Origin of the sequence: Corallincola platygyrae (assembly GCF_039544265.1) — a bacterium.
Taxonomy (GTDB): Bacteria; Pseudomonadota; Gammaproteobacteria; order Enterobacterales; family Neiellaceae; genus Corallincola; species Corallincola platygyrae.
This window is the reverse complement of record NZ_BAABLI010000034.1, coordinates 46,655-59,256: the sequence shown is the minus strand read 5'-3', so window position 1 is coordinate 59,256 and position 12,602 is coordinate 46,655. Positions and strand designations below refer to the sequence as shown.

Genomic DNA, 12,602 nt, shown 5'->3' with positions numbered 1-12,602 from the left:
CGTTAGAGCGAAGACTATTGGTACTTTATTCCGGCCTAACCTCTCTTAACCATTCGCAATACTTTCTCAAAGCCCTCGTAACACCCTTCCGGCTGGAATCCCAATTTCCGGTACAGCTTGATTGCAGGTTCATTATGCTGATAAACATAGAGGCTATACGCCTGTGCGCGCCAAAGCCGCTCTCCCTGCTGCATCAGCCGTTTAATCAGCTGTTCTCCGAAACCTCGCCCTCTGCTTCCTGGTGAAATTATGAGCCTCGCCAAATGGCAGCAATCGGCCTCAGAATCGTTGACCAGATATCTCACTTGACCAAAACCGATAAATTCTGGGCCTTCATGCATTAAAAAAGATGGGCATTGCGGCCAGTTAATCATCCGATACCAATCCTGTTCAGTTCTGGCCCAGCCCATGGCCGGACCGCCCCACAACTGCAGTTCTTCAAGAGAAGTGAACCATTGCCTCAATTGGCTTATCTGACTTTGCTCAGCAGGAGATAACCTTATTGTTGTCATAGACCTAGTATCGACCAACCACATGCTGTCAGCCAAGCTAACACGCACGGAAGCCAAAACCAGCAACATAAGAGCGTTACGTGATATGAAATGATTAAGGATATTGGAGAGGGTATAAAAAAGCCCCGCAAAAGCGAGGCTATCTTATAGTTGGCGGAGTGGACGGGACTCGAACCCGCGACCCCCGGCGTGACAGGCCGGTATTCTAACCAACTGAACTACCACTCCGCACTTAACTGGTGCTGCAATGAATACACACTGGTACTCATGCTGAATCGGTTTCGGGATATTGGCGGAGTGGACGGGACTCGAACCCGCGACCCCCGGCGTGACAGGCCGGTATTCTAACCAACTGAACTACCACTCCGCAGAACCCGATTGTTTGTGCGCAACAACTGCAGTACAAACGAACTGTTCACATCGTTTGCCGATGTGGCGCGACAATAATTTATCGCTGAATAAGTTGGCGGAGTGGACGGGACTCGAACCCGCGACCCCCGGCGTGACAGGCCGGTATTCTAACCAACTGAACTACCACTCCACCGAAGAAATTGGCTGCTTGAGGATGCGAGGGAGTTGGCGGAGTGGACGGGACTCGAACCCGCGACCCCCGGCGTGACAGGCCGGTATTCTAACCAACTGAACTACCACTCCAGTTTCACTAGGGAACTCAACAAGATAACACTAGGCTTTTACAGCTCAGCCCCCTCAAGCGCGGCGAGGATAATACGGATTGGCCTGAGGGGAGTCAACACCTTTTTTACCGTTCGGTTAATCTTCAGGCAATGACAGGTCAATTAGCTCTTCATCGAGTTGTTCACTCTCCGGTTCTGCCTGTTTTTCCGCCTCCAGCGCAGCTTTTTGAGTACGCTTAAGAACCAGCCATTTGTATACAATCATACCAACTAGAGCCAGCAGAATGAGCCCGGCATTCAGACCGATGATCAACCACCAATTAACCTGAGGTGCGGGTTTATTAAGTTTCTCATCCAGCTCGTGAAGTTGACGATTAAATTCATCATCAACCTGGTTGAGTATCCGGTTCAAACCAGGATCAGATAGCGTCGGTTCAACCTCTAACCCTGCAACGTCGGCAACACGTTCCTGCGGTGTCGGCCCGTAGTTCACTACGCTGAACCGAACCGAATTGGTATTGAGGATCATATCCCGCCCGGTAACGACGTTTCGCCCAAAAACCTGTGCATTCATGGTGTAGTCACCTGAGATAGTCAGGTCAGATAGCGAGAATAGCGCGCGATCTGTTTCTTGTGAGCTCAGGGTAAACTCAGTACTGCGCCCATCAGAGGAGCTTATCTCACCAATGATATTGATATCTTTCAGTTCAATGGCGCTACCATCGAAGTCGAACTGAACCGCGCTGGGTTTGTCCTCCTCTTCAACCAGTTCGGCTCTGATTGGCGAGGGCAGCAAACGTAAAGAGTGGCTCAGGCTGCGCTCAAACGTCGGGTTATATACTCGAATGCTGACATCATACTGGTCTGCTGTAATGTTGAGATCGAGCGCACCGCTCAAAACACCATCGCCGGGCACCTCATCGAGCTCTTTACCATTGTCTTCAAATTCGGCCAGCTTCAATCCGTTGTAGGAAAGGTCGTAACTGCTGCTTAAACCGACAGCCCGTGCCCATACTTCCATCTTCAAGTTGGCCACGAATGGAGTGAGATCTATCACCTGCCCTCGGTTTTCAACACGACCGGTCAATTTCAGTTGCTCGCCCACAAACAACTCATCAGGAATAGTATCCAATACCAGACGCACATCTGACATGGTGATCATACGATTGCGCGGGTCAACACTGCCTACAACCTGCCATGGACCGGCCATAGGTTGCTTAAGCGTAATCAAATCGAAATTATCATCGTCGTACCACGCAACACGCTCCTCATCGTGCCGCGAAGCGTAGAGCTTACTGCCATCCGGTTGGATTAGGACCACAGGGGCGGAGCCCTTCTGTCGATAGATCACAAAGGTGATCTCTTCAATACCATGATCCAGGCGAAAACGGTTGTTAAGTAGCGGGCTAAAAGACTCCGCTACGGCATGCATTGTCAGCACGCTGAGTGTCAAAAAAACAAATAATCTTAAACCGCGCAGCAAGGTGGTTTCCTTCATCTGTCGAATCGGGTCAGGCTTTTACGCCTCACCTCTCCAAACACAACTACCTGCTTTCTTTTCGACACGATCCAGAGTTTCTTGATGTTTTTTCAACTCTTCTGCTGTCGCCATCACAACTTTCAGCGGAGCACGGTCAGCTGACAATCGACGAATTTCACTGCCGTCACCGCTAGCGCCCTCATTAGCATGGCTCAGTGCCAGGCTGGTCTGGCCGCCCGTCATACGGAGGTAGACATCCGCCAGGATCTCGGCATCAAGCAAAGCGCCGTGCAGCTCACGGTGTGAGTTATCTATGCCAAGACGCTTACACAAGGCATCAAGATTGTTCTTTTGCCCCGGATACATCTTCTTGGCCAACACCAAAGAATCGAGTACCCCACAAAACTCTTGTGTTGGACGGTAGTTAGCGCTGCCTAGGCGGGAAAACTCATGATCCATAAAGCCGACGTCAAACGGCGCGTTATGGATGACCAGTTCAGCACCACTTATAAACTCAACGAACTCATCGGCGACTTGGTGAAACCTTGGCTTGTCAGCAAGCATCTCATCTGTGATGCCGTGTACTTCAATCGCTTCTGGATCTACCGGCATATCGGGGTTTATATAGGCATGGTAGTGACGCCCAGTCAGCTTGCGATTAATTACCTCAACACAACCGATCTCGATAATCCTATGCCCCAGGTAAACAGGACCACCCGCCTGGTTCATACCGGTGGTTTCAGTATCTAATACCACCTGTCGCGTTACCGAAGTACTCATCTATCACTCCCATTGCTGACTGTCTGCGCCATCCCAGAAAAGGTTATACTGGGTGACCACAAATAATGGTATCAGTTAGATGTCTTCACTCAAACATGTTCATCTTTTTACCGACGGTTCCAGTCTGGGCAACCCTGGTCCCGGAGGTTACGGCGCGCTACTCAGATACAAAGGGTCTGAAAAACGTCTTTCTGCGGGTTTCAGGGTAACCACAAACAACAGAATGGAGCTGCTGGCAGCGATTGAAGGGCTTAAAGCACTGACGCAGACCTGCCGTGTGGATGTCACCACCGATAGTCAGTATGTGCGACAGGGGATCACCCAGTGGATCCACGGTTGGAAACGCAACGGCTGGCGAACCAAAGACAAGCAGGCTGTCAAAAACTGTGATTTGTGGCAGCAGCTGGACCAACTTTGTCAATCCCACCAGGTTGAGTGGCATTGGGTCAAAGGACATGCTGGGCACAGAGAGAACGAGATCGTCGATCAACTGGCTCGCGAAGCCGCTTCCGCTAACCCAGAAACCGAAGATACCGGCTATCGGCCTTAAACTACCTGTAGGGTCCCTAGCGACTTTGTCTTACCTGCCCGGCTAACGCTGGTGTTTTAATGCGCCGAGAGTAGGCCCTCATGGGTCGGATGGGGGTGACAGGAACTTCCCTTTTGCGGCTGATAATTAACTGTGCACCGGCGAACGGAGGGATCAGGCGGCCTGCCATCTTATCCCACCAAGGCCAAGAGGGACGTATCCCGCTGAGAGATCCATAAAACAGGGGCTCTTCCCATATCACTTCATGGCCTAACAAGCGCATCCAATCTTTCAATCTATGAGGGCTGAGCAACTGACTGGACCAGGGCTCGCGGCCACGGCTCCCCGGTAAAAAGCGCGCAATACCAAGTAGACTGTAGGGATTAAAGGTCAGGGTTATCAGGTGACCGTTGGCGATAAGCACGCGATGGGCTTCACGCATTAACTGATGCGGATCATTGGAAAAGTTAAGCGTAAACGCCATTAGGCAGGCATCGACGCTATGTTCGGCCAGTGGCAACGCTTCCAATTCAGCGGTCACCCCATAATCACCGTGTTCAGAGCCAATACTGATACAATGTTTGATAGGGCATGTTTTGTGATCAAGTTGCGCGCTTAGTCCACCTAACCGAACCAAGTGATAGCCAAACATACGCGGCCACCAGGGTGCTAAATGCGCTTCAACAATCTCTTTTAACCAGAGACCGTGAGGAAGTGCATGCCATGATGACACTTGTTTGATTGGCGAACTCACTTTAGAACCGTTAAACATGCGCTGAACTATTGATGTCCTTTATGCATAATAAGGTGCAGCTCATTATAAGCGAATACAAGGTGTTATATGATTCAAATATCACCCATTTCAGCCTTTAACGACAACTATATCTGGCTTATTGAATCTGACAACAAGGCTATCGTGGTAGATCCCGGCGATGCGAGTCCCGTGATCAATACAATTGAAGAGCGTGGCTTGCAGTTAGTTGCCATCCTGTTGACGCACCATCACGCAGACCACGTCGGTGGTATAAACCAACTGAAACAAACATACTCGAATGTTAAGGTCTTTGGCCCAGTCAAAGAAGCTACCGACTACAGCGACATTCAACTCGATGACGGTGACGCTTTCCCTCTGCCGGGTATTTCAACCTTGTGTCGCGTCTATGCAGTCCCCGGCCACACTTTAGGTCACATCGCTTACCATATTGGTGACCATCTATTCTGCGGTGATACGCTGTTTAGTGGCGGATGCGGACGCCTTTTTGAAGGAACTGCGGAGCAAATGCATCACTCACTGCAAACTCTGGCGAATCTGCCCGCCGATACCAAAGTTTACCCAGCCCATGAATATACACTGGCAAACCTTAGGTTTGCGCAAACCGTCGAGCCGGACAACCAAGCACTAGCGACTCATTTCAAAAGCTGCGAAAGCCTGCGCGAAAATGGTCAACCCACTCTGCCCAGCACGATTGAAACGGAAAATGCGATAAACCCTTTCCTACGTGTCGATCAGATCACGGTAGTGCAAAGCGTAAGCCGCTATCTTGAAAAGTCAGTCTCTGCACCAACTGAAGTTTTTGCAGGATTGAGAGGTTGGAAGGACAATTTTTAATCAACTTGCTTGATCAGCCCTGTCCACCTACTTAACATGTGCCGCCACTGAAGTTTGTGAGGTCACTAATGAAGCTGCTGTATTCTGCTTGTTTTTCTTTTGTCGCGCTTCTCACCACAGGATGCCAATCCACTACCGAAACGGCACTCCCTGAGAAAACTACTAATATCGAGACGGTAGAGGCCCCAGCCACTGCCCAAGAAGCCATTGAAGTTGCTGACGCAGCGGAGGAGTTGGCCGAGCAGCAAGCGCTGCAATCTGAGGCTGCTCCAGAACAACCCTCTTTGATCGCCGAAGCAGAGCCCGAGCTAACAGAGCCAGAATACACAGATCTTTGGCTGCGTATCAGCGATCAGCTGACCATTCCCGTTCCAGAAAACAAACGAATTCAAAGTCAACGCAATTGGTATAACAAACATCCGAGATACATGGACCGTGTTGCAAAACGTGCAGATCCCTACCTGTTTCTTATCGTTGAGAAGATAGAACAACGCAATCTGCCAATGGAACTGGCTTTGCTACCGATTGTAGAGAGCGCATTTGACCCATTTGCATATTCTCATGGTAGAGCCAGCGGTATCTGGCAGTTTATTCCGGGCACGGGTAAACGCTTTGGTTTGGACCAAAATTGGTGGTATGACGGTAGACGCGATATTGCAGCATCAACCGATGCCGCACTCGATTACCTCGAATACCTGAACCGTTACTTTAAAGGCGACTGGCTGCATGCACTTGCTGCGTACAACTCAGGAGAAGGCCGTGTTAGAAGCGCCATTCGCAAGAATAAGCGCCAAGGAAAGCCAACAGATTTTTGGTCATTAAGCCTACCAAAAGAAACCCGCGCCTACGTTCCCAAATTGCTGGCATTGGCAGACCTGCTCAAGCGTCAGCAAGAATTTGGTATGGTTTGGACACCGATTTCTAACGAAGCCAAAGTTGTAGAAGTTGATACAGGCTCTCAGATAGACCTTGCCCTCGCAGCCGATCTGGCCGGTTTAAGCGTCGATGAACTTCACAAATTGAACCCAGCTTTTAATCGTTGGGCAACCTCCCCTGATGGCCCACACAAGCTATTGATTCCTGTTGATAAGGCAGAAAGCTTTAGTGCCAAACTGAATGCGCTTGAACGCACAGAAAGACTGAATTGGGTCAGACACCGCGTGAAATCTGGAGACAGCTTAATCAAGCTCGCCAAGCAGTATCACACCACTGCAGGCATGATCCGTGAGGTGAACAAACTCAACGGCAATATGATCCGGGTAGGCTCCCATCTTCTAATACCAGTGGCGGCATCAGAGCTATCCGAATACCGCTTCAGTGCTGATCAGCGCTTGGCACGAACCCAAAGCAAAGCGAGAGCTTCCGAACGAATTGACTACAAGGTCAGAAATGGCGACAGCCTTTGGACCATCGCCAAACGTCACAAAGTAACGGTGCGACAACTGGCGAAATGGAATGGCATGGCACCAACCGATACACTCCGCCTGAATCAAAAGCTGGTGATTTGGCAAAAAGGTACATCAGGTACCAGCAAGAATGCAGCTACTACTCGCAAGATCGCCTATAAAGTACGATCAGGAGACTCATTGGCTCGTATCGCCTCAAAGTTTAAAGTCAAAGTGAGTGATTTGGTTCGCTGGAACCAACTTGATAAGAGCAAATACCTCCAGCCGGGGCAGATGCTTCGCCTATATGTAGACGTCACTCAAATCAGTTCTTAAACCTACTTGCAGCTTGCTGATGGCCACCGCTCCAGCGGTGGCTGGGCAGCGCCCTCGACAACACGCCACCGTTGCCGCCCCAATTGACTAATCTCGGTATAAACCAGATCTCCTGGCTGCAGGTACCCTAAAGCATCTGACGCAGCCATTTGCCGTTCTAGAAACAATTGCCTCGCACCGTCCAGACTAAAGCCGCCATCAACAAACAAACCCAATTTGTCACCCAGATCGGGTGACTTAATCGCTGTCCCACCAGGGGTCCCAGTGAGGATCAAACTGCCCGCGGGAAGAATACCATTTTCGCTGTACAAGGGGGCCATGGAGCCAAATCTATCGCGCATACAGGTCAATTTGTTTTTGCTGTACCTGTCGGCCAATACCTGTGCGATACGATAGCCATTGAATATCATCTGGCTACTCAGCCCCTGCTGCTCGGTCCTGATAAGGTAGTCCCCTTTATCCTGCACCAATAAGCTCATGGTAAGGGTATCTGTACCGCCCTTGCGCCATGTAGGATGCATATCATTGCCGTGAATCATCCAAGGCCCAAGAGGCAAGTAGCCTGGATGAGACTTTCCCTGCACATAACCGTGTTCAGGATCCATGATGATGGGTTCGCGGTCTGACAGATCATTACCGACCATGTAAGCCACGTTATTGTTGAAAACAAACTCGTTGGGCAGCTCTTTTAAATCGATATCTTTCAACAACACCAGGACAAGTTCGACTTCATAGTCGAGAAGACCGACATACTCGCTTTTACCCAGTCGATACCCCATCGGCACAGATTGATAAGCCCCTGTGGGGGACACGAGCTTAGCAAACAGTAGTAAATCGTTTTCTGAGGCACTGAGAGAAAACCCCGTTTCGGATCTATGATCGGAAAAATTCAATCCTGCACCGACAATTATTCTCTGTCGCTGTTTCAAACTCTCAGCTGAAATCTGTACCGGGCTTAGAAGGCGTTTAGCCAGAGAATCAGGGGTAAGATGTTCAATCGCGCTGCTATTAGGAGATCTTTTACGTGCAATCTCAAACGCCCTGCCTATCTTTGCAAGCTGAGCAGCATCTGACACTTCCCCGCAAAGACTGGGATCTGCCTTGCCTAGGTTTTCGATAAGGGTTGGCGCGCCATCAGTAGAACGTATAACCCTACCCATGCAGGGTACCCCGTTATCACTGACAAATCGCAGTACGCGTTGTGGTTCGGAAAACGCTTCCGAAGCAAACATCAGCAAGCATAGGCCCGTTGATAACAGCGTTAAACCTTTCCTCATGCTGCCCCCACTCTGTCACGGAATCAGATCATTCGAAGCACTTTTTTCATGGACTGCCAATGTTTGGATTTGTTCCGCTCATCCAAATGAGCATAGCAGTAACTTTCATAGAGCTTAGCAAGTTGTTGAAAATGTGATAATTGCAACTCTGCAGCGGCCCTTTCCAGCGTTTGAGTCAAAGGCTCACCCGGCAATGGAAATACACCTCTTTTTGCGAGCTTGGTGAGAGTTCGAAGCCGAAATTTTTCAATAGGGGTAAACCGTGGGCGCCAGCTAATCTTACTGACGATAAACAATATCAGCCCGCCAAACACAAATCCGCCAAGACTGATCGCCACCAGTTTCAACTGACTCAAATGACCAAACAACGACCTGAACAGAGAGAGTTGCTGCTCATTGCTGTAATTCAGTACCCAAACGGTCCATCTATAATCGATGACAGCCATTAAGTGGCGCATCTCAGTCAACCAACCTATGTTTCTATATCGCACCAAGCTAAAAGGATCACCACTAACAAACTCATCTGGTGCAGCCAGCGCATCTTCAAGCGAGCCGAGCACTCGTTCGGGGGCGACAGCCGCAGTAGGATCAACTCGCAACCATCCTTCACCCTCCATCCAAATCTCGCTCCAGGCATGGGCATCAAATTGATAAACGGCAAAGTAATCGCCACCGGGATTATATTCACCACCCAAGTAACCAGTGACGACACGTGCAGGTACACCTGCGGCTCTCATTAAAAAGGTGTATGCGCTGGCATAGTGCTCACAGAAGCCAGAACGGGTTGAAAACAGGAATTCATCCACGCTATGTCGACCAAGCAAAGGTGGCTTCAGCGTGTAAAAATATTCCTGCTCCCGAAAGCGGGATAAAATAGCCTCACTCAGATCTTCTATGGAACTGAATTGACTGCGCAATTGCTCCGCAAATGCGCGAGCATCCGGATTGATACCATCCGGTAATAATAGATTTCGACGCCGTTGTTCATCGCTCAGTTCGCTAGACTGTATTCCCGTAACCACACTTTCCACGTTGTATGCTTTGGTTTTACTGAGTATGCGCCTTGCATACAACGTGTTTCCTGGCGCGTTGAGCACACTGCGGTCCTGACTTGTAGGGTTATCCAAGCCAAACAGCCAATTGCGGTAGCTGGGCTCCGCAATCACCGTATATCGTACGCTTTCACCTTGGGCATTTGGCAATTGAGGAATAGCTTCACCTCGCAGTGCGGCCTCACGCCAACGCTTAACACTCGGGTGCAGTTGCCAACTACGACCATCAAAGGTTTCATGAGTCATTGCCCGCCAGTAAAGCTGATCCCTGGCAACAAAGCGGCCTTTAAAGTCAACCCGAAAAGCCAGCTTGCTGGAACGTCCAAGCTCAGCAATATCTCCAGGACTCACCTCTTCACTCAAGCCTGTCACCGACTTTCGTGCATCCGGCATCTTCCAAAGAGGCCCCATTCGGGGAAGAACCAGAAACAGAACCAGCGCCAACGGCAAAGCCGCCAAAAGTTGGTGCACCATAGGTTTGGTGGTGTCAGGCACATAAGTTTCTGGGGTGTGACACAGAAACAATGCATAAAAGGTCATCAAGGTGACCAACAGGAGGTAAATAGCCATACCAATTCCCTGTTGGAAGATAAAGCTCACTCCAATCAGGAAAAAGCCAATAAGTATCAGCGTGTAGATATCCCTGTGCGCTCGTTGTTCGATAAACTTAAGTGCATAGGCAAACATCAATAGATTGATCATTGTTGCAAGCAGCCCTAGCTGCCTTGCCAACAATACCAGTGCCAGCGCTCCCCCCAAGCTCAGGCAGTTAACGACAAGCTTGCTGGGCAATTTCCACTGATACCAGAGAGTGCCCCCCCGCCAACTGATGGCTAAAAAACTGATGACAAAAAACAGAGGATGAATCTGTTCAAAAATAGGCAGAATAACGGCCCAGTGCACGGAGACTAAGCAAAGGAAGAGTCGTCGACTTTGCAGGATCTCAGTCATCTGAGTCTCCTTTTCCACCCTCGAGTCTGCTCTCCTTGCCAAATAGGGCAAGCGCTTTCAAACAAGCCAACTTGTGCTTCTCGCCGCTGCCGGGAGAAACCCGTTCACTGCCAAGCTCCAGCCCGAAATATGTTCCCTGCTGGCTCAACTCGAGCACCCTGAAACAGAGTCGGGAAAGCCGCTCCTCCAACCCCTTGCCGGGGGTGCGAAGCAGAACGAGCCAACACTCTTCCTGCTCTGGCTGATCGAATTGCTTGGTCATCATTCCTCGCCCTTGGGCATACTGCTTCCATGCAACTTGTCTGAGCGACTCCCCCTGTTGATAACTTCTCAGCGATTCAAACTCTTCATTGCCTCTTGCACGGCTTTGATCTCCGCCCTCTTGCTCTTGACCGATAGTGTGTCCTTGAAGTAGTAGCTGGCAAGGCATGGGTTTTGGGTACACCAGCGTTTTAGCGCCAGTATCAAGGTGGGTCCAGGTACGAAACAGACCCAGTGGGTAAACACTTTCAACCGTTAAACGGCCCGGAGAGAAGAGCCCCCGTTCAAGCAGTTTGGCTTTTACCGTTAAGCGTATTTTTCCGGGCCGCTCTATACTCGCGAACGAGCGAGATCCTCGCTTAAATCTTGCCTGAATCATGATGTGTGGTTGTATGCCAACAAAACGGATGCGAAATACCCCATCATCTCCCTGGTAGCCCTTTTCAGTAGATTCGCAGCTAATCTGCAATCCAGCCAGATTGCGATAACTAAACCAGATACTGCCAACAAACACGCTGACGAGAAAGAACGCCAGAAACAGTGCAAGATTGTTAGAGTAATTGGTGCCCAGCAGGTAAACGGAAAGGATGGTAAACAGAAAGGCAAAGCCAAAGCGGCTGGGGAAAATAAAGACGTTCCCCTGCCCAAGCGTCACCATTTCTTGTTGTGGGATTCGGCGAGCCAGCCAACGCTCCCACATCGGAGTCATACGACGGCGAATCGAAGTCAGCATAAGAATTATGCGGCCTGATCAGGATCAACCTGACTTAGCAATCTGGCACTCAACTGGCCATCGCCTGAAGAGGATATCTCCAAACTGCTACGCAATCTGTGTTCCGCCACTGACGGGAGAACAGCTTGTAAATCCTGCGGTGTAGCAAAATCCCGTCCATCAATAAATGCCCAGGCTCGGGTTGCAGACAGCAACATTTTGGTCGCTCTTGGTGATAGCGGATTCGGATAGCGCCTGTCACTTCTTGTTTCATTTACCAACGCCAGTAAATAATCCAGCAAAGCATCCGAAACATGGATCTGCTGCACAGCCCGTTGCATTTCCAGCAGGTCATCCACCGTCATCAGGGCAGATAGCCCTTCAAGCACCTGCGCTTGCTCGCCTTGCTCTAGCAGCATACGCTTCTCTGCCGATGCATCGGGGAACCCCAGAGAGATACGCATCATAAACCTATCCAACTGAGATTCAGGCAAGGGAAAAGTGCCCGACTGGTCGACTGGATTTTGAGTTGCAATCACAAAAAAGGGCTTTGGTAACTTATAAGTATTACCTTCAACGCTGATCTGGCGTTCCGCCATTGACTCGAGAAGTGCGCTCTGCGTCTTGGGGCTGGCACGATTTATTTCATCCGCCAGCAGTAATTGGCTGAACAAAGGGCCCTTGTGAAAGTCAAAGCTCTGTGTTGTTTTGTTGAATATCGAGATCCCGATCAGGTCTGCAGGCAACATATCACTTGTGAATTGCACCCGCCGATATCCTAAACTAAGGACGTTGGCTAATGCGTGGCTCAATGTAGTTTTTCCCATGCCCGGCAGATCTTCGATAAGAAGGTGGCCCCCGGCGAACAAACATGAAGCGGCGAGACGAATTTGATGAGATTTTCCCAGAACCACTTGCTCAATGGCTTTAAGTACCTGCTGGACCTGATGCTGCATAGAAGGTTTTCCTGTCACCAGTTACTGCTTGATCATTCAAGTTTACTCCTGATTGCTTCGAATGAAAGAGCCAGCAAACAGGCGGTTACAAATTACAAAATGAAATCGGCCTTTGTTTTTTTCATTG

Annotated in this window: 11 protein-coding genes and 4 tRNA genes; 3 read left to right on the top strand and 12 right to left on the bottom strand. The window is 49.9% G+C overall.

The features are described 5' to 3' along the window. Positions 1 to 35 precede the first annotated feature (35 nt). From ABEA14_RS18765 to dnaQ, 7 genes are all read right to left on the bottom strand, one after another. The gene (locus ABEA14_RS18765; protein ID WP_345342282.1) at positions 36 to 581 is read right to left on the bottom strand and encodes a GNAT family N-acetyltransferase; all 546 of its coding nucleotides are present in this window, start codon (positions 579 to 581) and stop codon (positions 36 to 38) included. Positions 582 to 663: 82 nt separating this feature from the next. Continuing rightward, positions 664 to 740: transfer RNA gene (locus ABEA14_RS18760), tRNA-Asp, on the bottom strand. A 62-nt stretch (positions 741 to 802) separates the two neighbouring features. After that, positions 803 to 879: transfer RNA gene (locus ABEA14_RS18755), tRNA-Asp, on the bottom strand. A 97-nt stretch (positions 880 to 976) separates the two neighbouring features. Continuing rightward, positions 977 to 1,053, bottom strand: a tRNA-Asp gene (locus ABEA14_RS18750). Between the two features lie 36 nt (positions 1,054 to 1,089). Then, positions 1,090 to 1,166 (bottom strand) — tRNA-Asp (locus ABEA14_RS18745). A 117-nt stretch (positions 1,167 to 1,283) separates the two neighbouring features. Beyond that, on the bottom strand, positions 1,284 to 2,579 hold the full coding sequence (locus ABEA14_RS18740; RefSeq protein ID WP_345342280.1) for a hypothetical protein: 1,296 nt from the start codon (positions 2,577 to 2,579) through the stop codon (positions 1,284 to 1,286). Between the two features lie 87 nt (positions 2,580 to 2,666). Then, on the bottom strand, positions 2,667 to 3,407 hold the full coding sequence (gene dnaQ / locus ABEA14_RS18735; RefSeq protein WP_345342278.1) for a DNA polymerase III subunit epsilon: 741 nt from the start codon (positions 3,405 to 3,407) through the stop codon (positions 2,667 to 2,669). Between the two features lie 79 nt (positions 3,408 to 3,486). On the opposite strand from dnaQ, the gene rnhA reads away from it, so the two are divergent. Continuing rightward, positions 3,487 to 3,957: a ribonuclease HI gene (gene rnhA, locus ABEA14_RS18730; RefSeq protein WP_345342276.1), complete on the top strand. Its 471-nt coding sequence runs from the start codon at positions 3,487 to 3,489 to the stop codon at positions 3,955 to 3,957. Between the two features lie 16 nt (positions 3,958 to 3,973). Here rnhA and ABEA14_RS18725 read toward each other — a convergent pair whose 3' ends face one another. Then, positions 3,974 to 4,708, bottom strand: a complete 735-nt coding sequence (locus tag ABEA14_RS18725) for a class I SAM-dependent methyltransferase (RefSeq protein WP_345342274.1) — start codon at positions 4,706 to 4,708, stop codon at positions 3,974 to 3,976. A 69-nt stretch (positions 4,709 to 4,777) separates the two neighbouring features. Here ABEA14_RS18725 and gloB point away from each other — a divergent pair, with 69 nt between their 5' ends. Together gloB and ABEA14_RS18715 are read left to right on the top strand one after the other, a co-directional pair. Further along, positions 4,778 to 5,545, top strand: coding sequence for a hydroxyacylglutathione hydrolase (gloB, locus tag ABEA14_RS18720; protein ID WP_345342272.1), 768 nt, complete (start codon positions 4,778 to 4,780; stop codon positions 5,543 to 5,545). A 68-nt stretch (positions 5,546 to 5,613) separates the two neighbouring features. Next, positions 5,614 to 7,266 (top strand): LysM peptidoglycan-binding domain-containing protein, encoded by a 1,653-nt coding sequence (locus ABEA14_RS18715; protein ID WP_345342270.1) that lies wholly within the window; start codon positions 5,614 to 5,616, stop codon positions 7,264 to 7,266. Between the two features lie 2 nt (positions 7,267 to 7,268). Here the strand turns inward: ABEA14_RS18715 and ABEA14_RS18710 are convergent, their stop codons facing one another. The 4 genes from ABEA14_RS18710 to ABEA14_RS18695 form a co-directional block, all read right to left on the bottom strand. Next, entirely contained in the window at positions 7,269 to 8,426 is a 1,158-nt protein-coding gene (locus ABEA14_RS18710) for a fumarylacetoacetate hydrolase family protein (RefSeq protein ID WP_345342268.1), read from the bottom strand. 140 nt (positions 8,427 to 8,566) lie between these two features. Further along, entirely contained in the window at positions 8,567 to 10,546 is a 1,980-nt protein-coding gene (locus ABEA14_RS18705; protein WP_345342266.1) for a transglutaminase TgpA family protein, read from the bottom strand. Further along, positions 10,539 to 11,540 carry a DUF58 domain-containing protein gene (locus tag ABEA14_RS18700; protein ID WP_345342264.1) on the bottom strand — a complete coding sequence of 334 codons (1,002 nt, stop codon included), beginning with the start codon at positions 11,538 to 11,540 and terminating at the stop codon, positions 10,539 to 10,541. Before ABEA14_RS18700 ends, ABEA14_RS18705 begins: the two co-directional genes overlap by 8 nt. Positions 11,541 to 11,545: 5 nt before the next feature. Beyond that, entirely contained in the window at positions 11,546 to 12,475 is a 930-nt protein-coding gene (locus ABEA14_RS18695) for an AAA family ATPase (RefSeq protein WP_345342262.1), read from the bottom strand. Between the last annotated feature and the right edge of the window lie 127 nt (positions 12,476 to 12,602).

Coding starts and splice junctions, on each gene's coding strand:
- ABEA14_RS18715 (WP_345342270.1), top strand. CDS start 5,614: ATGAAGCTGCTGTATTCTGCTTGTTTTTCTTTTGTCGCGCTTCTCACC.
- ABEA14_RS18765 (WP_345342282.1), bottom strand. CDS start 581: ATGTTGCTGGTTTTGGCTTCCGTGCGTGTTAGCTTGGCTGACAGCATG.
- ABEA14_RS18700 (WP_345342264.1), bottom strand. CDS start 11,540: ATGCTGACTTCGATTCGCCGTCGTATGACTCCGATGTGGGAGCGTTGG.
- ABEA14_RS18740 (WP_345342280.1), bottom strand. CDS start 2,579: ATGCATGCCGTAGCGGAGTCTTTTAGCCCGCTACTTAACAACCGTTTT.
- rnhA (WP_345342276.1), top strand. CDS start 3,487: ATGTCTTCACTCAAACATGTTCATCTTTTTACCGACGGTTCCAGTCTG.
- dnaQ (WP_345342278.1), bottom strand. CDS start 3,407: ATGAGTACTTCGGTAACGCGACAGGTGGTATTAGATACTGAAACCACC.
- ABEA14_RS18695 (WP_345342262.1), bottom strand. CDS start 12,475: ATGCAGCATCAGGTCCAGCAGGTACTTAAAGCCATTGAGCAAGTGGTT.
- ABEA14_RS18710 (WP_345342268.1), bottom strand. CDS start 8,426: ATGGGTAGGGTTATACGTTCTACTGATGGCGCGCCAACCCTTATCGAA.
- gloB (WP_345342272.1), top strand. CDS start 4,778: ATGATTCAAATATCACCCATTTCAGCCTTTAACGACAACTATATCTGG.
- ABEA14_RS18705 (WP_345342266.1), bottom strand. CDS start 10,546: ATGACTGAGATCCTGCAAAGTCGACGACTCTTCCTTTGCTTAGTCTCC.
- ABEA14_RS18725 (WP_345342274.1), bottom strand. CDS start 4,708: ATGTTTAACGGTTCTAAAGTGAGTTCGCCAATCAAACAAGTGTCATCA.